The following is a 21,927-nucleotide window of genomic DNA, read 5'->3' as shown; positions in this document are numbered from 1 at the left end:
AAGTTTATTTTTTCTTTACTTCCAGGTTGGTGAAAAATAGGGTAAACCCTTCCTCATTGGTGTGGGTTTGGGCAATCTGGAGTCCGCCTTTTTCAATATAATCCTCCCAGGTGGTCACTAGGGAAGCTTCCGGTTGATTTTCTTTTCGATAGACCCATTCCTTGATCAGGAAGTCATCCCCAAAGAAAAAATCATAGGCATCACCCGGGGTATAACCCCCCTCGGAACCATAGACGATGGTTAATTTGTGCATGGGCTTCTTACTTAGTGGCGCCACTTCGTTTTCGTGATGTTCATAAGTGTAATTCCCTTTGTCCCATACGAGATTGAAGGGGGCCAACAACCAAAACTTGTCATTGATGAACCCGCCATTGATCGCATGGGCAATACTATCGCGTTGTGACCTTTGGTAGGTAACCGTATCATTCTGTGTCATTGAGGTTACCTGGTTGTTGTCGATGTCCCAGATCCAACTGCGCTCAAAATGGGAACTGTCCCGATCCACATTGAAGGTAAAACGCAGCTCGCCAACATTTTTCCAAGCCTTGAAGCCATGGGCATTGGCTATCTTTTCTACTAAGGTATAGGTCTTTTCCGCTGCGGGTTTAACCTCTTTCTTTTCCGTTTTGCAACCGATAAATAGGAGGGACAACAGGATGAGCTTGCTTATTTTCATGATCAAGTGGTTTGTTCAAATATAATGGAATCGTACTGAAAAAGGGAGGACGGGGAGGAGCAATATAGATCCTGTTCGGATTTTTTTGAACGATATGGAAATCCGTCGTTTGGTCAAGGCTTCAGATCAATGGGGGATAACGGTGTAAATGGGTCGGGGCCAATAGGTAAGCGATGATGTTTTTTAATGTAATTCGATACCTAGGATATCGGTATATTTTTAATAAAATGCTTAGTTTTGGATTATTAAAAAAATTAAGATGAGTTCGAAAAAGGGAAAAGTACAGGAAGCAATAGATGAAAAGTTATTGGAGGAACGCAAGGTTTTTCTTTGGGGCATGGTCGATGATGAATCTGCCAAGCATGTAATCGATCGTCTGATGTATCTGGATATGCAGAATAACAAAGAGATCCAATTGTTCATTAATAGTCCTGGAGGATATGTAACCTCAGGTTTTGCGATGTACGATACGATAAAGGCATTGAAAAGTCCAGTGTCTACCATTTGTACCGGTCTCGCGGCTTCCATGGGGTCGATATTACTCTCAGTGGGTAAAAAGGGAAGAAGATTCATTCAGCCCCATGCCCAAGTGATGATCCACCAACCCAGTGGTGGTGCTAGGGGACAGGCTTCGAATATAGAGATCCAGGCGAAGGAAATCATTAAGACCAAAGAATTGAGCGCTAGGATCCTTGCCGATAATTGTGGGCAGGATTACGAGAAAGTACTCAAGGATTTTGATAGGGATTATTGGATGAACGCTGAGGAGTCTATCGCTTATGGTATTGTAGACGGTATTTTGGAATAGCCCAATGGCCTTACCGATAAAGGAAAAAGTCCTTCGCAATCGAATTGTGAAGGACTTTTTTTTGTGATATATATAGACGCCGAAGCGGAAAGTACTATATATACGTAGAAAGAGGTGGTTTTGGATGTTTTTAAAAGATTTTTTTATGTAAGATGATGCCAATGGCAACATCCGGAAGACGGCAGGGCATTAAAGTTTATTTTATTAAATTTACATACTAACCCTTATTTTCCCCTATTTGTAATGAAACAACAACCTAAGAACATTGCCATTGTAGGATCTGGTTTGGTAGGTTCCCTATTGGCCATTTATCTTAAAAAGTATGGGCATACCGTAACCGTATTTGACCGTAGGCCCGATATTCGAACGATTGTTTTTTCCGGGCGTTCCATTAACTTGGCAATGAGTGATAGGGGGTGGAAAGCGCTGTCTGAGATCGGTATTGAGGAGGAAATCAAAAAGATAGCCATACCCTTGGACAAAAGGGCCATGCATGTCGTGGGTAAGCCAGTGTACTTTCAGAAATATGGACATGATGGGGAGGCCATTTGGTCTATTTCACGGGGGGTGTTGAATCGTCGGATGATCGATTTGGCCGAAAAATCAGGGGTTATCCTTAAATTCGAGGAAAAGGTTTGGGACGTTGACCTGCCTGAAGCCAAGTTGTATACCGGGGATACTGAAAAAGGGGAGTGGCAAGAATATAAATTCGATTTGATATTTGGGTGTGATGGGGCATTTTCCAGGGTACGGCACAAAATGCAACGCCGTAGTCGGTTTGATTACTCCCAGGATTTTATAGATGTCGGCTATAAGGAATTGACCATTGCGGCCAATGCCGATGGTACCCATAAGTTGGATGCCAATTCCTTCCACATATGGCCAAGGGGCAAATACATGTTTATCGCCATGCCGAATTTGGATGGCAGCTTTACCTGTACCCTGTTCATGCCTTTTGAGGGGGATGTTTCCTTTGAAAGTATCAAGACCAAGCAAGAGGCCAAGGCGTTTTTTGAAATCAACTTCCCGAGTGTCGACCATGAAATTGAGAATTTGGCTACCGACTTCTTTAAAAATCCGACCAGTGCCATGGTCACTATGAAATGTTACCCATGGACCTATTGGGACAAAGTGGCTTTGGTGGGTGATTCGGCCCATGCCGTGGTTCCTTTTTACGGGCAGGGGATGAATGCCGGTTTTGAGGATATTTATGCGCTCAATAAGATCATAAAGCAATATGGGGACGATTGGGAGGCTATTTTCCAGACATATCAAAAAGAACGAAAGCCCAATGCTGATGCCATTGCGGAACTGAGTTATCGCAATTTTATGGAGATGAGCAGTAAAACTGCCGATCCCAAGTTCTTATTGCAGAAAAAGATAGAGAAAAGGTTTGCGGATAAATATCCTGATAAATGGATTCCCTTGTATTCCAGGGTTACTTTCTCGGACCGACCTTATGCCGAGGCTTTGGCAATGGGCGATGAACAGGAAAAAATCATGGAACATATCATGGCTATTCCTGATATCGAGGAAAAATGGGATGGTGCCGAAGTGGAGGCCAAGATTTTAGGGATGCTATAATACCCCATAAAAAAAGCCGTCTATAAGACGGCCTTTTTATTGTATGTGTAGTTGTTCTTAAATCTTAGCGAACAATTTTTCCATTTTTTCTTGCTCTTCCTCTGCCAAAACAGGGTCTACCAATATTCTTCCACTATGCTCATCGGTGATGATTTTTTTTCTGGAAGCGATCTCTACCTGAACCTGTGGGGGTATGGTAAAGAAAGAACCTCCTGAAGCACCCCTTTCAATGGGTACGACAGCTAGACCGTTTTTTACACTGTTCCTGATTCGTGCATAGGCGGTCACCAAACGATCCTCGATTTGTTCCTGGAATTCCAAGGATTTGTTCAAAAGTGCTTTTTCCTCTTTCTCGGTCTCTGCCAAGATAGCATCCAATTCACTTTTCTTATGTTTTAAATGGGCATCACGCTCACTTAATTTCTCTTTGGTTTGGGCAATGACTTCTTTTTTCTGTTCAATTTGAACCTTGAACTCCTTAATGTTCTTCTCAGCAAGTTGAATTTCCAATTCCTGGAACTCCAACTCCTTGCTTATGGAATTGAATTCCCTGCTGTTACGGACATTTTTTTGTTGTTCGGTATATTTCTTGATCAATGCTTTGGATTCATCGATCAAATTCTTTTTAGCAGTAATTTCGAAGTTTATGGTCTCGACATCGGTCTTGAGCTTATCCAATCTGGTTTTAAGCCCCAGTACATCATCTTCCAAATCCTCGACCTCCAAGGGTAGCTCACCTCTAACATTGCGTATTTCATCAACTCTAGAATCGATTAATTGCAAGTCGTACAATGCCCTTAGCTTCTCTTCTACGGTTACTTCACCTTTTTTTGCCATACTTATAAATACTTGATTGGATTCGTTTTGCTTCCCGATAAACGGATTGCAAAATTAGGAATTTTTTTTGTAAGATAATCAACTAAAAGATTTTTTGTAAACTGTTCTGTTTCAAAGTGTCCAATATCGGCAATTACCATCCTTCCTTCTGCTTCGAAAAACTGGTGGTATTTTACATCGGCTGTAATAAAAATGTCAGCACCTGCAGCCATTGCGGCCTTGATGGCAAAAGCGCCGCTTCCACCCAAAACCGCTACTTTTTCAATCGGCTTTTCGCGTAGTGCCGAATGTCGAATACCCGATGCGTACATGCTTTCCTTGACCATTTTAAGGAAATCGAGCTCCTTCATCGGTTTTTTTAAGGAGCCGATCATGCCCATTCCGATATTTTGGTTCGTATTGTCCAAGGTCAATATTTCATAGGCCACCTCTTCATAAGGGTGGTTTTCAAAGAGTGCGTTCAATACTTTTTTTGTGACGGAGGAAGCAAAGGTGATGTTGACCTGTATTTCTTCCTCATAATGGGTTTCCCCTATTTTACCCTTTGTGGGATTGGCATTTTCATTCGCCTTGTACGATCCGGTCCCTTGGGTTGAGAAACTACAGTTGCTATAGTTGCCAATATGGCCTGCCCCAGCTTCGAATAGGGCAGCCTTTAGTTGGTCGGCAGCCTCCAAAGGAACATAGGTCGTCAGTTTTTTGATCGTATTCTTCTGGGGAATCAGGATTTTCGGTTCCACAACACCCAAAACCTCGCAGATTTTGGCATTCACACCCTCCCTGGCATTGTCAAGGGCCGTATGCATGCTGTAGATGGCGATCTTGTTTTGAATGGCCTTGATCACCACACGTTCAACATAGGTTTTGCCGGTGAGTTTTTTAAGGCCACTGAAAATAATGGGGTGAAAGCTAACGATAAGGTTGCATTTATGGGTGATGGCCTCATCGACCACATTTTCCAAGGTATCCAAGGTCACAAGGATTCCGGTGACTTCCTGGTTGTGGTCACCGACCAAGAGACCGACATTGTCAAAATCCTCGGCAAAATCCAAGGGGGCCAATTCTTCCAATACACCGGTAACTTCTTTTACGATCATTTTCTGGTTTTATTAAGGTTATCAAAGATAAAATATTATAATTTCGTTCTAATGCAACTGTTGAGAAAAATAGCTTTTCCCATTTCCTTGGTTTATGCCTTGGTGGTATCTATTCGAAATGGGCTTTATGATATTGGTTTTTTTAAAAGTACCACTTTTAAGACCCCGACGATCTGTGTGGGTAATCTAAGTGTGGGAGGTACGGGTAAAACACCGATGATCGAGTATTTGGTGGGCCATCTGAAGGCCTCCTATAAAGTGGCCGTCCTTAGTCGGGGCTATAAACGGAAATCAAAGGGGTTTCAAATCGCCTCGAAAGATGGTGCTGTTGAGGAACTCGGGGATGAGCCCTATCAAATTTTCAATAAATTCCCGGATATAACGGTAGCCGTCGATGCCGATAGGCGGAATGGGATTTCCAACTTGGAAGCATCTGTTGGGCCTGATGTCATTCTTTTGGATGATGCTTTCCAACACCGGAAGGTAAAGCCTGATTTTTCCATAGTATTGACCGCGTATGATAATCTATATGTGAAGGACTGGTATCTTCCAACGGGTAATTTACGGGATACCAAGAAGGAGGCCCGACGGGCCCAAGTGATCGTGGTTACAAAATGTCCTGATACCTTGGGGGAGGAAAGGCAACGGATGATTCGTAAATCGCTAAAGCCCAAAAAAGGGCAACAGGTTCTGTTTAGTCGATTGCACTATGATGATGCATTAAAGGGCAATACCCCTGTATTGACGTTGAATGGACTTTTAGGCCAAAAAATAACCTTGGTCACGGGTATCGCCAATCCCGAGCCCTTGGTTCGCTATTTAAAGGATAAAGGGGTCGATTTGGAACATTTGGAATTCAGGGACCATCATTTTTTCAGTGCGTCGGAAATTGAACTTTTCAATTCAAAACCAATGGTCTTGACGACGGAAAAGGATTTTGCCCGGTTAAAGGGGAAAGTTGCCCATTTGTATTACATACAGGTAAGGCACGATTTTTTGAACGGGGGAGGGGAAACGCTGCACAATGCCATACAGGGTATTATGTAGTGGTGTTTGCCTGTCTTCCAAATATATTCTCGCCGATTTTTTGATAGAAGACCTCGGGTTTAAAAGGTTTTGTAACGACATCATTACAACCAGCGGCATAAAAACTTTCCAAACTATCGTCCAGTGAGATGGCCGTTAACGCAATGATAGGTGTGATGGAATCGAATTTCCTGATTTCTATTGTAGCTTCCTCACCACTGATACCAGGCATGTGTATGTCCATTAAAATGGCGTCATATTTGTTTTTCTGGGCGAGTTCGATAGCCTCCGTCCCATTACTGGCAATATCGGATGTGATTTCTTTTTTGGACAGCATTTTCTTGGTGATCACCTGATTGATCTTGTTGTCTTCGACGATCATTAAATGGAGTCCTTTGAAATCATAATCCTGTTTAATGATTTCAAAAGGAATGTCATCGATGATACCATCCTTGCTCTTCAATTTCAATTCAAAGTAAAACGTACTGCCCTGTCCTATTTCGCTAGTCAGTTTTATCTTGCTGTCGAACAGACCAAGTAAACTTTTTACAATGGTTAGTCCAAGTCCCGTACCACCGTATTCCCGGTTGATTTGGATAGAGCCTTGTTCAAAACCTTCAAAGATCTTTTCCTGTTGTTCCAAGGAAATGCCTATGCCGTTATCCTTGACCTCAAAATAGAGGGTAACATCCTCTTCTTCCTTATGAACCATTTCGGCCTTTATGGTAACTTCCCCATTTTTGGTGAATTTCAGGGCATTACCGATAAGGTTCATAAAAACTTGGGAAAGCTTTAAAGGATCGCTCATCAAATGTGAGGGTATGCTTTCGTCGTAATCCAGGATAAGTTTGGTCTGGTTCTTCTTGGCACTTTGTTGCAGGGAATTTATAACCTCATTTAGTACCTTTTTAAGGTTGAACTCCATGATCAAAGGTTCCAATTTGTCGGCATCGATCTTGTTGATATGTAAAATATCATTGATGAAATTCAGAAGGTAATCCCCAGAGAATTTCAAGGCTTTGAGGTGTTCTATCTGGTCTTTATTGGGGTTTTCCTCCAATAATAAATGGGTGAGTCCCGTAACTGCATAAAGTGGGGTCCGTAGTTCATGGCTTACGGTGGATAGGAAATTCGTTTTGGCCTCCATGGCACTGACGGCTGCATCCCTGGCTGCTTGAAGCTCGCTGTTTTTGGTATGCAGTAGTTCGTTGGTTTTTAATTTGATCTGATTGTTTCGGTACAGGGATACCGCCAACAACGAGATTATAATCAAAAAGGCAGAGGTCAATATGGCCGTAATCTCGGATCGGTTTGCCGATTTGCTCAACTCTTCAATGCGTTTGTCCTGCCGCTTGATTTCATTGGCCATGTTTTCACTGTGTATCTCATCGGCCGTTTTGGTTTCGAGACTTAATTTTTCGAGACTAAAAAGCGAGTCTTTGGCTATTTGTAGGTTTCGGGTGGCCGCAAGGGCATTTTGATAATTGCCGATTTCCTCATTGGTTTCGGCCAATAGTCTATTCCCGGTCACGATCTCGACCGAAAAACCATTTTCCTCGGCCAATTTTAATGCGTTGGTAGCATTTTTTGCGGCTTCCTCAAAATTACCTGTACGCAATTGGGTTTGGGCAAGCCCTAAATAGGCCCTTGTGGCCAAATATTCCTTTTCGTAGACATCGGTATTTACAATCAATGAATTGAAATTCTTCGCGGCACTCTCATATTTTTCGAGGTTGAGGTAAATTTCCCCCTCGGTCAATAGTATGTTGTTAAAGAAGTTACGGTCGTTATTGAGTTGCCGGGCTTCATTGAGCATGAAGATAGCTTGGAAATTCTGATTGTCCCTAAATAGGAGTATAGCTTCGATATATTTGTAAATGGCATCGCCATAGGGGTATTCAACCTCCTCCAAAAGTACCTTGGCCCTATCCCAATAGTATTTGGTCGTGTTTACCTTATCCAATTTCAGATAAAGTAAGGCGAACATATTGTAGCTGTCGATCAGCTTTTTCACGTCCTTGTTCTCCTCCGCTATCGCGGCTGCTTTATCCAGGGATTGCAACGCCAAATCGATTTGGTTTCTGTTCCTAAAGGCCCTCGCTTCATCGAAATAAGTTTCAACGTCGTTTTGGTCTGTGTTGACTTGGGCAAATAGGCTGTTGCCAAGACAAAGGAAAACCAGGACTAGGATTAATCCCTTAAGGCGTGTATTTGTTGTTTTTAGGTTCAAATGAATCTTTTTTCTATCAATAAGTTGATTACGTCTATGATTCGACTACTGTAACCGGTTTCATTATCGTACCATCCAATAATTTTTACCATTCTTCCGATTACTGAAGTCATCTGTGAATCAAACGTACAAGAATAACAACTATTGTTCACATCAACAGATACTATAGGGTCTTCCGTATAAAAAAGTACGTTTTTTAGCTCATTTTGGGATGCTTTCCTAAAAGTATCGTTTATTTCTTGAATCGATGTTTCCTTTTTTACATTGAAAGTTATGTCCGTCAAAGAGTTGTTCGGCACAGGAACCCTGATGCCGCAACCCCCTATGACATCGGCCAAATCCGGAAACATCCGTGTTAAGGCTTTTGCTGCCCCTGTTGTTGTGGGAATGATCGATTGGGAAGCCGCCCGTGCCCTTCTTAGGTCGTTATGGGGCTGATCGTGCAAGCTCTGGTCGGTGGTGTAGGAGTGTATGGTGGTGATATAAGCTTGCTCAATGCCACAAAGGTCTTTAATGACCTTGATCATGGGAGCGGCGTTGTTCGTGGTACAGGAAGCATTGGAAATAATATGGTCTTGTGGGGTAATCGTCCCTTCATTGATGCCGAAGACCACCATTTTAATCGACTCATCCACTGGGGGAACGGAGAGGATAACCTTTTTGGCACCGTTGGTTATGTGGTGTTGGAGTGCCTCACGGGTCTTGAATTTACCACTGCATTCAATGACAATGTCCACATCGTTGTCTGACCAAGGTATATGTTCGGGCGAGGTGGCATTGGTCAACATTATTTTTTTATCCCCAACAATAATCGCATTTTCCCCATGGGTGATATGGTTATGCCAAACCCCATGGATGCTGTCATATTTTAATAGATGGGCTAGGGTCCTTGCGTTTGCCAAGTCGTTGATGGCAACCACGTTGAGGTGTGGGTGATCCTTGAGCAATCTGAATAGGGTGCGGCCAATCCTACCGAAGCCATTGATGCCGATATTAACTTTTTTCATAGGAGTTGTCCTGATTACAGGATGTGTTTCAATAGGGGGCTACCCCATTAATGGATATGTTTGTGTGCTTTGTAGGAAGAGCGCACCAATGCACCGCTTTCTACATGTCTGAATCCCATTTGAAGTCCGGCCTCCTCATATTTTTTAAACTGTTCGGGAAGAATGAATTCCTTTACAGGTAAATGTTTTTTGGAAGGTTGTAGGTACTGTCCAATGGTAAGTACATCCACATTGACCTTTCTTAGGTCTTCCATGGTTTCCAAAACCTCATCCTCAAGTTCGCCGAGGCCTAACATTATCCCTGATTTTGTTCGGTTTACCCCTTGGTCGTGTAAATAGGCCAAAGCTTCGAGACTTCTCTCGTACTTGGCTTGGATACGGACTTCCCTTGTAAGTCTTTTAACGGTTTCCATATTATGTGATACCACTTCCGGGGCAACCTTTACAATACGGTCCAAATGCCTTTCGATGCCTTGGAAATCCGGAATCAACGTTTCCAAAGTGGTAGTGGGGTTCATTCTACGGATGGCCTTTACTGTTTCCGCCCATATGATAGATCCCATGTCCTTTAGGTCATCACGGTCGACCGAAGTGATTACGGCGTGTTTTATGCCCATTAACTTAATGGATCGTGCTACTTTTTCCGGTTCTTCCCAATCTACGGCAGAGGGGCGTCCTGTCTGTACTCCGCAAAAACCACATGAACGGGTACAGATGTTGCCCAGGATCATGAATGTGGCAGTGCCTTCCCCCCAACATTCGCCCATATTGGGACAGCTCCCCGAGGTACAAATGGTATTCAGGTTATACTTGTCTACCAATCCGCGTAATTGGGTATAATTTTTGCCTGTTGGCAATTTAACACGTAACCATTTTGGTTTGCCCTTTGGAGGTGCAATGCTATCTGCAGCCATATTTTAATTTTCTACAAATATACGAACAATATAACGTTTGACCATCAGTCTAAGGGGTATTGAAACGCTATGGGATTATGGGGTCGTAAAGGGTGTTTGAGGTATGTGTTATCTTTTTCGAATGATCTCGGCCAGCAATTTCTTGGCCCTTAACAACTTCACCTTTATGTTGTTTATCGGTTCGTTGAGTTCGGTGGCAATTGCGGCATAACTCAATTCATGAAAATACCGGAGGTTGATCACCTCTTGGTAATGAGGCTTCAGTTTTTTGATGTTCTGTAGCAGGGTAGCCAGGTTCTGCTCTGTGATCAGACGATCTTCGGCTGTGGGGGCATCATCCAAAACTTTGGAAATGGCGTCGTTGTTTCCCCCTGTTCCCAATACATTTCTTTTGCGTTTACGCACAAGATCCACATGGATGTTCTTGGAGATTGCAATGAGCCATGTCTTGAATTTGTACGAATCGTCGAAGGTGTCGATCTTATCAAAGGCTTTTGAGAAAGTCTGTACGGTAATGTCCTCGGCATCATTCTCGTTTTCGGTACGTTTTAGCTGAAAGCCATAGACGTCATTCCAAAAAGTATCCAATAGTAGACTGAAGGCCATTTGGTTGCCCATCTTTGCCTTGTTGATCGTAACAAGTAAATTGTCTTCGGTATTATTCACATCTGAACAGGGATTTACACCCTGAAGTACATCGTTTTAGTGTAATTCCGCCGTGGCCTCTTTCTCGCAATCCCGTTCGCCAGGTAATTTTCCACACATTCCACAAGCTTCACCGTCCTTGTTAAGGAAGGGACTTTGGCTTGCACATGTACCGGCAAAACGGCCGTTTTTCTTAGACCATATTTTAATGGCAATCCCAGCAAAGGCTACTGCCAATAGACCAATTGTCAAAAGAATCAATTTCATTGTAAAATTTTTGACAAAGATATAAAAATAAAGCCCTGACTGTATCGTCAGGGCTTAGGAAATAGCTTCTATTATTTTAACGGACTAGTAATTGATCTTGGCGACAATGTTCTCAACCGTCGGGGTGTTATTCCCTCCCTTGGGTTCAATGGTGATGTAACTCACCGCATTGTCGGCATAAGGCAGGGCCAATAACTTCTCTTGCCCGGCTGATTCATCAATGATTCCCAAGTTGATCATCTTACCGTTAACCTCTGCCCACATTTGAAAACTTTGGTTTTTGGAAAGGTGGGGAAGTTTTTTGACGTTGATATAGGATAACTTTTTCACGGGATTGATATAGGCCACAGCCTTCAATTCCTTCGCGTTCTTGTTTCCTTTGACGTTGTATTTTTTGGTAAGTGGGTTGTTCAATACGATAAACTGGTTACGAACATCCTCCAATTCAAGTCTCATATCTTCCTTCAAGGTTTCGATCTTGTTGTTCACAAGGACATTCTCCTCTTGTAGGTTTTGGTTTTGATTCCAAAGGAAATAGGAGGCCCCGGCGAACATTACCGCTGCAAAACTGGCAGCCATGGCATACCTAAAGAACTTTCTTCTACTGCTGTTCTCGGATTTGATCCGAGCCATGATCTTGTTCTTTAAGCCCTCTGGGGTTTTAACGGCATGTAATTTGGCGAAAACCTCCAGATTGTCCTGAAGCTCGTTATAGGTTTCCCTAACTTCAGGGTACATGGCCAAGTATCTCTCTACTTGCAAGGATTCTTGCTGGTTTGTTGTTCCCAGCAAATATTTTTCAAGTAAATCCGAATCTAAAAATATTTTTATTTTTTCTTTCATTACAACAGATTTAGTAAAAGTGCAAGCATCATCGACGGCCCATAGATTTTCTTCAATTCCCTTAGACCGATCTTCAACCTCGATTTTATGGTTCCCAAGGGAATACCCAATTCATCACTGGCTTCTTGCTGCGTCATTCCTTGGAAAAATAGGGCTTCCAGTACAATTTGATACTTATCCTCTATTTTGTCCAGGTTTTCACGAACATCCATAAATTCAGGCTTGATGCTATCGACACCCAAATTATATACGTCAGAAACATCCATTTGGATTTCTTTGTCGGATTTTGTGTTGACGCTTCGTAATTTGTCTATGGCGGTATTTCTGGTAATTCGAAATAGCCATGTGAACAGTTTTGCTTTTGTGGCATCGTAGGAATCTGATTTCTTCCAGATCTTCACAAAGCTTTCCTGTAGCACGTCCTGTGCAAGCTCTTCATCGCGGACCACTTTCTTTGCCACACCGTAGAGGGTGTCACCATAGTGTTCGTACAAGAGTGAAATGGCTTTTTCATCCCGTTCTTGCAATAATTCCACAATATGCTTTTCTAGCAGTACGCTCATGTATTGGTATGGCTTGGAAAATATTTTTGCTTACGGCATCCAATCAAGTGGTAATGACCGTATATCCATTAAACGCTAATTTATAAAATTGATTGTTATAGCTAGCGTTATCTCAAAATTTTAATCCCATAAATGTACAACTGGTTATTGTGCATTTAATTTTTGGTTAGTTTGGTTTGGTATAGCCCCTGTTATTCTCTAGCAGGGGTTATTTTATTATATTCACTTCCGGCTGTATCCGAATTCCATAGGTGTTATAAACGGTATCCATGATTTTTTGTGCCAAATTGATGATTTCCGCCCCTGTCGCATTCCCGTAATTCACCAATACCAATGCTTGCTTTTTATGCACTCCGGCATCGCCAAAGCGCTTGCCTTTAAATCCACATTGTTCAATCAACCAGCCAGCAGGTACCTTATAGGCATCATCGGACACTTTATAGTATTTGGCCGTCGGATGGTCGGCAATAAAACTTTCGAATTCAGATTTCGATAAAACCGGGTTTTTAAAGAAACTGCCACTATTGCCTAATACCTTGGGGTCTGGCAATTTGCTTTTCCGTATGGCCACTATGGCCTTGGAAACATCCTGAATGGTAGGGTCTTCAATATTCCATTGTTCCAATAGGGAGCCAATGGCGCCGTACGACATATTGGGTTTGTGGTTTCTTTTGGTGAGTTTGAAAACGACCGATGTAATTATGTATTTGCCTTTACCCCCATTCTTGAAATAAGAATCCCGATAGCCAAACGCACAGTCTTCCTTGGTAAAGACCTTGGTCGAAAGATCGTCGATATGGACGGTCTCACAACGTACCATGGTATCTTTGAGTTCAACGCCATATGCCCCGATATTCTGTATGGGGGCCGTACCGGTATGCCCCGGTATAAGCGATAAATTCTCCAGACCACCGAAATCACGTTCTAGACACCAGAGTACCAAATCGTGCCAAATTTCACCGGCCATGACCTTGAGGTAGACGTGGTCATCATCTTCTTCGAGTATTTCCTTTCCCTTGATGTTTATGTAGAGCACCAAGGCGTCAATATCTTTGGTAATCAGCATGTTGCTTCCTCCGCTAATGACAAAAAGGTTTGGGTGTATATTGCTTTGTAAGGCTTCCCTTAAATCGTCAATAGTACTGATTTCGCAGAAAAAACTTGCCTTGGCATCAATTCCGAAGGTATTGTAGTGTTTTAATGAAGTATTGTTTTGGACATTCATTGGTCCTTGTAAGATTTAAGAGCCTCTTTTAAAATAAATACGGCCCTTTTAAGGCGGTCCTTATCCAAAACATAGGCAATTCGTATTTGATTCTTTCCCAACCCCTCGGAAGCGTAGAAACCCGCAGCTGGGGCCACCATAACCGTTTCGCCATCGACCCTGAATTCTTCCAATAACCACTGGGCAAAAACATCGGTGTCTTTTATGGGTAGTTCGGCGATGCAATAAAAAGCCCCTTGGGGATGTCCGATTTTGATTCCCTCTATTTTTTCCAGTTCCCCAATGAGCAGGTTTCTTCTGGAAACATATTCTTTTTTTACATCCTCGAAATAGCTTAGGGGGGTCTCCAACGCGGCCTCACTGGCTATTTGTGCATAGGTTGGGGGTGATAACCGTGCTTGCGCGAATTTAAGGGCTGTTTTCATGACATCCTTGTTCTTCGATACCATACAACCGATTCGGGCACCACACATGCTGTATCTTTTGGAGACGGAGTCCACAATAATGGCATGCTCGTCCATTCCCGGTTCTTGTAATATCGAATAATGTTCCTTGCCGTCATACGTGAATTCCCGGTACACTTCATCCGAAATCAGGAAAAGATCGTGTTTTTTGGCGATAGCGGCTATTTTTTTGATTTCTTCCCGGGTGTAGAGGTATCCCGTTGGATTGCCGGGATTACAGATCAGTATCGCCTTTGTTCTGGGAGTGATCAGTTTTTCGAACGCTTCTATGGGAGGTAGGGCGAAATTATTGTCTATTTGGGAAACGACAGGCACGACCGTAACGCCCATTGCAGTGGCAAATCCATTGTAATTGGCATAAAAAGGTTCTGGGATGATGATTTCATCGTCGCTGTCGGCGATGCTCCCCATGGTAAAGGAAAGCGCTTCGGAACCGCCAGTGGTTACCAAGATATCCTGGGCGGTAACCTCAATGTCGTGGTTTGCATAATACCGGGCCAATTTTTCACGATAGGCTTCAGAGCCTTCGGTTCGGCTATAGGACAATACCGAAATGGTATTGTTCTTTACGGCATCCAGTGCGATCTTAGGTGTTTTGATATCGGGTTGGCCAATGTTCAAATGTATCACCTTTACTCCTTCTTTTTTTGCCTTTTCAGCGTAAGGAACCAATTTTCGAATCGGTGATTCGGGCATGGAAAATCCTTTTTTCGATATGGATGGCATATGATCTAAATTTTAAACAAAAATGAGAAATCATTATGGACAAAACAAAAGTACCCGTGTTTATTTCATGCGTTTACAATATGTTAAAAAACAGGGTGTTATTGCTTATTTTACGTATCTTAATGGGGATTAACAATGTAGAAGGTTGATTTTGAAAAATTGGAAGGCTTTTTTTGGGATGTTGCTATGGTGTTTTCCCGTATTGGGAACAGCGCAATCCTATGAATTGCCCAAAGGCCAGAAATTCCAAAAGATCAAATTCCAACTTGTAAACAATCTCATTATTTTGCCTATTGAGGTGAATGGTACCGAACTATCGTTTATGTTGGATACCGGCGTAAGCCAGCCCATTCTTTTTAACATCACCGATCAAGATTCCATTCAGATCAACAACGTATCCGAAATAAAGATCAAGGGATTGGGTGAAGGGGAAGCGATAAAGGCGCTGAGTTCCCGTGGCAATTCCTTTAAATTGAAGAATATCATCAATCGGCAACAGTTGCTGTATGTGGTGATAGATAAAAGTTTGAATTTCTCAACCAGTTTGGGAATTCCCGTACACGGTATCATTGGGTATGATCTTTTTAGGGATTTTGTGGTGGATATCAATTACGGGTCGAAGACCATAAAGTTTTATGATCCAGAACAGTATGTGTATCGGCGTAGTAAAAGGGCAGAGACATTGCCTTTGACCCTTCATAGAAAGAAAGCCTATCTCGATGCCGATGTTGATATCGGCGATTCCGATAGCATTCCCGTTCATTTATTGGTCGATACCGGGAGTACCGATGCCATTTGGCTTTTTGAGGATGAGGAAATAGGGATACCTACCGAACATTACGATGATTATCTGGGCAAAGGCTTGAATGGGGATATTTTTGGAAAACGTACAAAAGTGAACAATATCCGGATCGGTAGTTTTGAACTATTCAATGCCAAGGCCGCGTTTCCCGATACACGTTCTTTTATGGCCATCAAGAATTTTGCGAATAGGGACGGCAGTGTCGGTGGGGAGGTGCTAAAGCGATTCAATATTGTTTTTGATTATTCCAGACGTCAAGTGACCCTTAGGAAAAACAGCATGTTCAAATCGCCGTTTCATTATAACCTTAGTGGGATTACACTGCAACACGATGGGGTGAGAATGGTGTCCGAACGTATTTCAGATGGACGTGGGGTGGTTAAAACCAAGGAAGGTTCATTCGGGAATGTCCAGATTTTATTTGAGGGCCAAACCCGGTTGAGTCTGGTGCCCGAAATTGTGGTTTCCGGTATTCGGGCAGGTAGCCCGGCCGAAACGGCAGGACTCAAAGAGGGCGATATCATACTTGCCGTCAATGGAAAGAGCATTCATAAGTATAAGATTCAGGAAATTATGCAAATGCTCGATGAGAAGCAAGGTAAAAAAGTAAAGGTGCTCATAGAAAGGTATAACAGGGATCTGTTGTTCTCATTTGTTCTTGAGGACCTGTTCAAACATAAAAAACCCTGATTACGTTCATTTACTTAATCAGGGTTTCTTAAAATATTTTTTGTGCTGTTACTACTTCGTAGCAGCCTTTATTTCTCCTTTTATCTTTAAGACCTTTGTTGGGGTATCCGCATTGGAGATAACCGTAATGGCTTTTCTGATAGGACCAACACGGTTCGTATCATACTTTACTTGGATCTCACCGGTCTTTCCTGGTAAAATAGGTCCGTCTGGCTTTTTGGGGATGGTACATCCGCAGCTAGAACTAACCTTGCTTATGATCAATGGGGCATCCCCTGTGTTTGTAAATTCAAATACACGTACACCATCACTACCTTTTGTTATTTGGCCATAGTCAACAGTTTCGCTTTTAAACTCAATTTTTGCACCAGTTTCCTGGGCAGTAAGGCTAAATCCTAATAGTCCTACAAATAATACAAGTACTATTTTTTTCATCATTATTTAGTTTTGGGTGAATTTCAAAATTAATCTTTTTAAATGAACGTCCAAAATTCTTTTTGTTATATACTAACGTTACTTATTTTTGTTTCGTATTTAATATTGGGTCAAAAAGCCTGTGAAATGAATATTTAACATAACTTTACAGGTTTATTTTTTCGTCACCGATACAATCATAAACAAAAACTGTTCCAAAAAATGGATATCCCTTCAAAATATGAGCCCCAAAAGGTAGAAAACCGTTGGTATGACTACTGGATGAAACACGATTATTTTCATTCAACCCCTGACCATAGGGAGTCGTACAGCATTGTAATTCCGCCACCGAATGTTACAGGAATACTGCATATGGGCCATATGCTCAACAATACCATACAGGATGTTTTGATCCGTAGGGCCCGCTTACAGGGTAAAAATGCCTGTTGGGTGCCTGGTACGGACCATGCGTCTATTGCCACGGAAGCCAAAGTTGTGGCGAAACTTAAGGAACAGGGTATAAACAAAACAGATCTTTCCAGGGATGAGTTTTTAAAACATGCATGGGATTGGACCCATGAGTATGGTGGCGTTATCCTGGAACAATTGAAGAAATTGGGATGTTCCTGTGATTGGGAACGTACGGCCTTTACCATGGACGATACCATGTCGGCCTCAGTCATAAAGGTATTTGTCGATTTGTACAATAAAGGGTTGATCTATAGGGGGTACCGTATGGTGAATTGGGACCCAGAGGCGCAAACGACCTTATCTGATGAGGAAGTTGTTTATGAAGAAAAACAAGGGTTGTTGTATTATTTGTCTTATCCCATAGAAGGCTCGGATGAAAGAGTGACCATAGCCACAACGCGGCCAGAGACCATATTGGGGGATACGGCCATCTGTATCAACCCGAACGATGAGCGTTATTCCCATCTCAAAGGGAAAAAAGCCATTGTGCCTATTTGTAACCGGGCAATACCTATTATCGAGGATGAGTATGTTGATATTGAATTTGGTACAGGTTGTCTAAAAGTAACTCCGGCCCATGATATCAACGATAAGGCCTTGGGAGAGAAACACAATCTAGAAACCATTGATATCTTCAATGCCGACGCGACTATGAATAGTTTCGGGTTGCATTATCAAGGAAAAGACCGTTTTGTGGTTCGTAAGGAAATAAAGAAAGAACTTGAGGAAAAGGGGTTCTTGGTGAAAACCGAGAACTATATCAATAAAGTAGGTACTTCTGAAAGGACCAGGGCTGTTATTGAACCCCGTTTGTCAGAACAATGGTTTTTGAAAATGGAGGATTTGGTAAAGCCGGCCATCAAATCCGTTTTGGAAAGCGATGAGATTAATTTCTTTCCGAAAAAATTTGAAAACACCTATCGCCACTGGATGGAGAATATCAGGGACTGGAACATTTCCCGACAATTATGGTGGGGACAGCAGATACCCGCCTATTATTTTGGGGACGGTCAGGACGATTTTGTCGTAGCCGGATCAAAGGATGAGGCATTGGAAAAGGCCCAGGCCAAATCAAACAACCCCAATCTGGGATTGGATGACCTACGACAGGACGAGGATGTTGTCGATACTTGGTTTTCCTCATGGTTATGGCCGATGACGGTTTTCAATGGTATTTTGGAGCCCAATAACGAGGATATCAATTATTATTACCCGACCAATGATTTGGTTACGGGTCCCGATATTATTTTCTTTTGGGTAGCCAGAATGATCATAGCGGGGTATGAATACCGCGATGAAAAACCATTTGACAATGTTTATTTTACGGGAATTGTTCGTGACAAGCAAAGGCGGAAAATGTCTAAATCCCTGGGTAATTCACCAGATGCCTTAAAATTGATCGAGAATTATGGTGCCGATGGGGTTCGTGTAGGGCTGTTATTGAGTTCTGCGGCCGGGAACGATCTATTGTTCGATGAAGACCTTTGCCAACAGGGTAAAAACTTTGCCAATAAGATTTGGAATGGTTTCCGATTGCTTAAAGGATGGGAAGTTGCCGAAATACCACAACCGGAAGCATCTTCATTGGGAATAGCTTGGTATAAGGCCAAATTCAACCAAACATTGGCCGAAATCGAGGATCATTTCAGTAAATACCGTATTTCCGATGCCTTAATGGCAACATATAAGTTGATCTGGGATGACTATAGTTCTTGGTTGCTCGAGATCATTAAGCCGGCTTACCAACAACCGATCGACAAGAAAACCTTTGACGAGGTTATCGGGATTTTTGAAAATAACCTGAAATTGTTGCATCCATTTATGCCCTTCCTTACTGAGGAGGTTTGGCAGCACATTGCGGAGCGTTCGCCCCAAGAAGCTTTGGTGATTTCACAATGGCCAAAAGTGGAGAAAGTGGATGAAAAGTTGATAGGGCAGTTTGAGTTCGCCGCTGAGGTCATATCCGGTATACGAACCATTCGAAAGGATAAGAATATACCCATGAAGGAAAGTTTGGAACTTTTGGTCTTGAATGCAGGCAACAATGGGGACGATTGGGATGCTGTAATTAAAAAATTGACTAATGTTTCGGCCATTTCCTATGTTGATAATGCCGTGGAAGGGGCTTTGACCTTCAGGGTAAAAAGCAACGAATATTTTATTCCCATTAGCGGGGCGGTTGATATTGAGGCCGAAAAATTGAAGATACAGGAAGAGTTAAAGTATACGAAAGGATTTTTACAGTCCGTACAGAAGAAGCTTTCCAATGAGCGTTTTGTAAACAATGCCCCAGAACAGGTCATCGCCATGGAACGCAAAAAACAAGCTGATGCCGAGGCTAAGATAACGACCCTGGAAAAAAGTTTGGCAAGTTTGAAATAGTAAACAATATAAGAATCATGAAAATAATAGCAATAGGGAAAAATTACGTAAATGATCTAAGTGAAATGCCCAAAGAGGAGGTAGTTCCTTTAATTTTTACCAAACCGGATTCATCCCTTTTGGAAAATGATGCGGATTTGGAACTGCCGGCTTTTTCCAATGATGTTTGGTATGAGGTGGAATTGGCGTTTAGAATTGGGAAAACCTGTAAGAATGTCTCGGAAGGGGAGGCGTTGTCATATATTGATGCCGTTGCACTCGCCAATGACCTAACCGCTAAGGATGTCTTAAAGCAAAGTCGGGAACCCAATAAAGGGCCATGGGCCTTGGCTAAAGGTTTTGATGGGGCTACACCAATCTCCAAGTTTTTGCCCATAGCACAATTTCCGGATATTAGGAACATTGATTTTTCAATGAGTGTCAACGGTGTTGAGACCCAAAAAGGGAATAGTGGCCTAATGATTACCAGTGTAGAAAAATTAATTGCCTATGTAGCGGGTATAATGACCTTGAATCCTGGTGATATTGTTTTGACAGGTACACCTTCCAAGGGTGCGGGCAAGGTGAATTCCGGGGATGAAATGGTCGGTTATTTGGAAGGCCAAAAAATGTTCTCTACGAAAGTGAAATAAAGAACAAAGGATTTTTAAATCTTTAATTACCAAATTAAGGGACAGATTATTATCTTTAAGAAAAACATTTTCTTATGATTAAATCTGTCTCTTTTCTTTTGTCCTTGATTTCAGTTGGGATTTTTGCCCAAGAAGGAATTAAAGACATACTACCCGTTGAAATACAAATACAAACTGCCGTACTTCCCGCACCGGAGGAAGATAGGGATGCTGCCATGGTATATGGTTACAATGCCTCGGGAGAAATGGTCGTATTGCGGGAAGGGACAAATAATCTTGTTTGTATTGGGGATGACCCCAATAAAGAAGGAATCAGTGTTTCCTGTTATTCCAAAAAACTGGAACCTTTTATGGAGCGTGGAAGGGAGCTAACGCTTGAAGGGAAGAACACCAAGGAAAAAAGGGAGATCCGTGGCATGGAGGTGGCTTCAGGAAAAATACCAATGCCTAAGGTACCCAGTATGACCTATATCTATTTTGGAAAGGATGAAAACTATGACAAAACCACAGGATTGCTTAAGGATGGCCAATTCCGGTATGTGATCTATACGCCGTTCGCCACTCCCGAAGAGACGGGCTTGCCCATAAAACCACATGCAAAGGGGATGCCATGGTTAATGGATCCAGGTACCCACAGGGCCCATATTATGATTGGCCCTTTTAATTAATTCGAATTCCACTTCATTCATTAACCCGAATACAGTTGGTTATAACCCGACTTTAAGACATCCATTGATTGGGCCAAATCTGTATTTTAAAATTAGGATCAGCTTACATGAAATTTACCGCAGAAGACTTACAATCGGCCAAGACAAGAAAAGACTTGATTGCCATTGCCAAAAAAAAAGGGATTGACATCGACAATGTTGTAAGAAATACCACATACGAAATAGAACTGGCCAAGCTTCAAAGTGAGTTGGTGAACCTGCAACAATGGATTACCAAGAAGCAGTTAAGGGTAGCCGTACTTTTTGAAGGTCGTGATGCCGCCGGTAAAGGAGGTTCGATCAAGCGGTTCAGGGAACATTTAAACCCCCGTTCCTCAAGAGTTGTGGCGCTTTCAAAGCCGACAGATAACGAAAGGGGGCAATGGTATTTTAGAAGGTATATCAAAGAATTGCCCAATCCTGGGGAAATTGTCTTTTTTGACCGTAGTTGGTACAACCGGGCGGTTGTGGAACCTGTGATGGGGTTTTGTTCCAAAGATCAATACAACCAATTTATGGTGCAAGTGCCCGAGTTTGAACATATGTTGTATGAGGATGGTGTTATTATCATAAAATTTTGGTTTTCCATCTCCAAAGAGGTCCAGAGTAAAAGATTCAATGCCCGACTTAAGAACCCCTTGAAGCAATGGAAATTCAGTCCGGTCGATCGGATGGGACAAAAACTCTGGGATGATTATACCTTTTATAAGGAACAAATGTTCACCAAGACACATACCGATTTCAGCCCATGGATCATTGTGAAAACCAATGATAAGAAAACCGCCCGATTGGAGAGTATGCGCTATTTACTCTCTATGTTCGATTATACGGATAAAAGACAACTCCCAGACTTGATCCAACCCGATCCGAACATCATTTTTCGCTATTACAGGAATGCCAAACAAATCGATATATAG

At 42.3% G+C, this 21,927-nt stretch carries 21 protein-coding genes; 8 read left to right on the top strand and 13 right to left on the bottom strand.

The features are described from left to right. Positions 1–4: 4 nt before the first annotated feature. Entirely contained in the window at positions 5–676 is a 672-nt protein-coding gene (locus LX92_RS21005) for a hypothetical protein (RefSeq protein WP_109654811.1), read from the bottom strand. A 259-nt stretch (positions 677–935) separates the two neighbouring features. Between LX92_RS21005 and LX92_RS21000 the strand changes: the two genes are divergently transcribed. Further along, positions 936–1,484, top strand: coding sequence for a ClpP family protease (locus LX92_RS21000; RefSeq protein WP_109654809.1), 549 nt, complete (start codon positions 936–938; stop codon positions 1,482–1,484). A gap of 243 nt (positions 1,485–1,727) precedes the next feature. After that, positions 1,728–3,068, top strand: a complete 1,341-nt coding sequence (locus tag LX92_RS20995; RefSeq protein WP_109654806.1) for an FAD-dependent oxidoreductase — start codon at positions 1,728–1,730, stop codon at positions 3,066–3,068. Between the two features lie 57 nt (positions 3,069–3,125). Here LX92_RS20995 and LX92_RS20990 read toward each other — a convergent pair whose 3' ends face one another. Together LX92_RS20990 and LX92_RS20985 are read right to left on the bottom strand one after the other, a co-directional pair. Further along, complete coding sequence (locus LX92_RS20990; protein ID WP_109654804.1) at positions 3,126–3,905, bottom strand: zinc ribbon domain-containing protein; 780 nt, start codon at positions 3,903–3,905, stop codon at positions 3,126–3,128. A gap of 2 nt (positions 3,906–3,907) precedes the next feature. Beyond that, positions 3,908–5,002 carry a Nif3-like dinuclear metal center hexameric protein gene (locus LX92_RS20985; RefSeq protein ID WP_109654802.1) on the bottom strand — a complete coding sequence of 365 codons (1,095 nt, stop codon included), beginning with the start codon at positions 5,000–5,002 and terminating at the stop codon, positions 3,908–3,910. A gap of 51 nt (positions 5,003–5,053) precedes the next feature. Here LX92_RS20985 and lpxK point away from each other — a divergent pair, with 51 nt between their 5' ends. Further along, on the top strand, positions 5,054–6,049 hold the full coding sequence (lpxK, locus tag LX92_RS20980) for a tetraacyldisaccharide 4'-kinase (RefSeq protein ID WP_109654800.1): 996 nt from the start codon (positions 5,054–5,056) through the stop codon (positions 6,047–6,049). Here the strand turns inward: lpxK and LX92_RS20975 are convergent. The 9 genes from LX92_RS20975 to LX92_RS20935 all read right to left on the bottom strand — a co-directional run bounded on the left by LX92_RS20975 (position 6,042) and on the right by LX92_RS20935 (position 14,912). Next, positions 6,042–8,258 carry a tetratricopeptide repeat-containing hybrid sensor histidine kinase/response regulator gene (locus tag LX92_RS20975; protein ID WP_109654797.1) on the bottom strand — a complete coding sequence of 739 codons (2,217 nt, stop codon included), beginning with the start codon at positions 8,256–8,258 and terminating at the stop codon, positions 6,042–6,044. The two genes, lpxK and LX92_RS20975, sit on opposite strands and share 8 nt — an antisense overlap. Beyond that, complete coding sequence (gap, locus tag LX92_RS20970; RefSeq protein WP_109654795.1) at positions 8,255–9,265, bottom strand: type I glyceraldehyde-3-phosphate dehydrogenase; 1,011 nt, start codon at positions 9,263–9,265, stop codon at positions 8,255–8,257. Before gap ends, LX92_RS20975 begins: the two co-directional genes overlap by 4 nt. 47 nt (positions 9,266–9,312) lie before the next feature. After that, positions 9,313–10,179, bottom strand: a complete 867-nt coding sequence (gene lipA / locus LX92_RS20965; RefSeq protein ID WP_109654793.1) for a lipoyl synthase — start codon at positions 10,177–10,179, stop codon at positions 9,313–9,315. Between the two features lie 108 nt (positions 10,180–10,287). Continuing rightward, on the bottom strand, positions 10,288–10,845 hold the full coding sequence (locus tag LX92_RS20960; RefSeq protein ID WP_109654791.1) for an RNA polymerase sigma factor: 558 nt from the start codon (positions 10,843–10,845) through the stop codon (positions 10,288–10,290). A gap of 36 nt (positions 10,846–10,881) precedes the next feature. After that, a complete protein-coding gene (locus LX92_RS20955; RefSeq protein ID WP_109654789.1) occupies positions 10,882–11,091 on the bottom strand; it encodes a membrane or secreted protein in 210 nt (69 codons plus the stop codon). 84 nt (positions 11,092–11,175) lie between these two features. Further along, positions 11,176–11,934 (bottom strand): anti-sigma factor, encoded by a 759-nt coding sequence (locus LX92_RS20950; protein WP_109654787.1) that lies wholly within the window; start codon positions 11,932–11,934, stop codon positions 11,176–11,178. Next, a complete protein-coding gene (locus LX92_RS20945; RefSeq protein WP_109654784.1) occupies positions 11,934–12,497 on the bottom strand; it encodes an RNA polymerase sigma factor in 564 nt (187 codons plus the stop codon). Before LX92_RS20945 ends, LX92_RS20950 begins: the two co-directional genes overlap by 1 nt. A 208-nt stretch (positions 12,498–12,705) precedes the next feature. Continuing rightward, entirely contained in the window at positions 12,706–13,722 is a 1,017-nt protein-coding gene (gene murB / locus LX92_RS20940; protein WP_109654782.1) for a UDP-N-acetylmuramate dehydrogenase, read from the bottom strand. After that, positions 13,719–14,912 carry a pyridoxal phosphate-dependent aminotransferase gene (locus LX92_RS20935; RefSeq protein ID WP_109654780.1) on the bottom strand — a complete coding sequence of 398 codons (1,194 nt, stop codon included), beginning with the start codon at positions 14,910–14,912 and terminating at the stop codon, positions 13,719–13,721. The genes murB and LX92_RS20935 overlap by 4 nt, the downstream gene beginning before the upstream one ends. A 151-nt stretch (positions 14,913–15,063) precedes the next feature. On the opposite strand from LX92_RS20935, the gene LX92_RS20930 reads away from it, so the two are divergent. Continuing rightward, entirely contained in the window at positions 15,064–16,404 is a 1,341-nt protein-coding gene (locus tag LX92_RS20930) for an aspartyl protease family protein (protein WP_317047080.1), read from the top strand. A gap of 51 nt (positions 16,405–16,455) precedes the next feature. Here the strand turns inward: LX92_RS20930 and LX92_RS20925 are convergent, their stop codons facing one another. Further along, positions 16,456–16,842 carry a DUF1573 domain-containing protein gene (locus LX92_RS20925; protein WP_109654778.1) on the bottom strand — a complete coding sequence of 129 codons (387 nt, stop codon included), beginning with the start codon at positions 16,840–16,842 and terminating at the stop codon, positions 16,456–16,458. Between the two features lie 198 nt (positions 16,843–17,040). Between LX92_RS20925 and LX92_RS20920 the strand changes: the two genes are divergently transcribed. The 4 genes from LX92_RS20920 (at position 17,041) to ppk2 (ending at position 21,927) form a co-directional block, all read left to right on the top strand. Next, a complete protein-coding gene (locus LX92_RS20920; RefSeq protein ID WP_109654776.1) occupies positions 17,041–19,671 on the top strand; it encodes a valine--tRNA ligase in 2,631 nt (876 codons plus the stop codon). A 17-nt stretch (positions 19,672–19,688) separates the two neighbouring features. Beyond that, positions 19,689–20,303, top strand: a complete 615-nt coding sequence (locus LX92_RS20915; RefSeq protein WP_109654774.1) for a fumarylacetoacetate hydrolase family protein — start codon at positions 19,689–19,691, stop codon at positions 20,301–20,303. A 74-nt stretch (positions 20,304–20,377) separates the two neighbouring features. Beyond that, the gene (locus tag LX92_RS20910) at positions 20,378–20,971 is read left to right on the top strand and encodes a hypothetical protein (protein WP_109654772.1); all 594 of its coding nucleotides are present in this window, start codon (positions 20,378–20,380) and stop codon (positions 20,969–20,971) included. A gap of 107 nt (positions 20,972–21,078) precedes the next feature. Further along, entirely contained in the window at positions 21,079–21,927 is an 849-nt protein-coding gene (ppk2, locus tag LX92_RS20905; RefSeq protein ID WP_109654770.1) for a polyphosphate kinase 2, read from the top strand.

It is taken from the genome of Maribacter polysiphoniae (assembly GCF_003148665.1).
Lineage (GTDB): Bacteria > Bacteroidota > Bacteroidia > Flavobacteriales > Flavobacteriaceae > Maribacter_A > Maribacter_A polysiphoniae.
Note: the sequence above shows the minus strand (reverse complement) of the source record. Positions and strands in the feature narration are given on the sequence as shown.

What these genes read in the sequence shown, in the direction of transcription:
- LX92_RS20920 (WP_109654776.1), top strand. Translation starts at nt 17,041, where the DNA reads ATGGATATCCCTTCAAAATATGAGCCCCAAAAGGTAGAAAACCGTTGG.
- LX92_RS20915 (WP_109654774.1), top strand. Translation starts at nt 19,689, where the DNA reads ATGAAAATAATAGCAATAGGGAAAAATTACGTAAATGATCTAAGTGAA.
- LX92_RS20995 (WP_109654806.1), top strand. Translation starts at nt 1,728, where the DNA reads ATGAAACAACAACCTAAGAACATTGCCATTGTAGGATCTGGTTTGGTA.
- LX92_RS21005 (WP_109654811.1), bottom strand. Translation starts at nt 676, where the DNA reads ATGAAAATAAGCAAGCTCATCCTGTTGTCCCTCCTATTTATCGGTTGC.
- lipA (WP_109654793.1), bottom strand. Translation starts at nt 10,179, where the DNA reads ATGGCTGCAGATAGCATTGCACCTCCAAAGGGCAAACCAAAATGGTTA.
- LX92_RS20985 (WP_109654802.1), bottom strand. Translation starts at nt 5,002, where the DNA reads ATGATCGTAAAAGAAGTTACCGGTGTATTGGAAGAATTGGCCCCCTTG.
- LX92_RS21000 (WP_109654809.1), top strand. Translation starts at nt 936, where the DNA reads ATGAGTTCGAAAAAGGGAAAAGTACAGGAAGCAATAGATGAAAAGTTA.
- LX92_RS20910 (WP_109654772.1), top strand. Translation starts at nt 20,378, where the DNA reads ATGATTAAATCTGTCTCTTTTCTTTTGTCCTTGATTTCAGTTGGGATT.
- LX92_RS20955 (WP_109654789.1), bottom strand. Translation starts at nt 11,091, where the DNA reads ATGAAATTGATTCTTTTGACAATTGGTCTATTGGCAGTAGCCTTTGCT.
- lpxK (WP_109654800.1), top strand. Translation starts at nt 5,054, where the DNA reads ATGCAACTGTTGAGAAAAATAGCTTTTCCCATTTCCTTGGTTTATGCC.
- LX92_RS20945 (WP_109654784.1), bottom strand. Translation starts at nt 12,497, where the DNA reads ATGAGCGTACTGCTAGAAAAGCATATTGTGGAATTATTGCAAGAACGG.
- LX92_RS20950 (WP_109654787.1), bottom strand. Translation starts at nt 11,934, where the DNA reads ATGAAAGAAAAAATAAAAATATTTTTAGATTCGGATTTACTTGAAAAA.
- LX92_RS20935 (WP_109654780.1), bottom strand. Translation starts at nt 14,912, where the DNA reads ATGCCATCCATATCGAAAAAAGGATTTTCCATGCCCGAATCACCGATT.
- LX92_RS20990 (WP_109654804.1), bottom strand. Translation starts at nt 3,905, where the DNA reads ATGGCAAAAAAAGGTGAAGTAACCGTAGAAGAGAAGCTAAGGGCATTG.
- ppk2 (WP_109654770.1), top strand. Translation starts at nt 21,079, where the DNA reads ATGAAATTTACCGCAGAAGACTTACAATCGGCCAAGACAAGAAAAGAC.
- gap (WP_109654795.1), bottom strand. Translation starts at nt 9,265, where the DNA reads ATGAAAAAAGTTAATATCGGCATCAATGGCTTCGGTAGGATTGGCCGC.
- murB (WP_109654782.1), bottom strand. Translation starts at nt 13,722, where the DNA reads ATGAATGTCCAAAACAATACTTCATTAAAACACTACAATACCTTCGGA.
- LX92_RS20925 (WP_109654778.1), bottom strand. Translation starts at nt 16,842, where the DNA reads ATGATGAAAAAAATAGTACTTGTATTATTTGTAGGACTATTAGGATTT.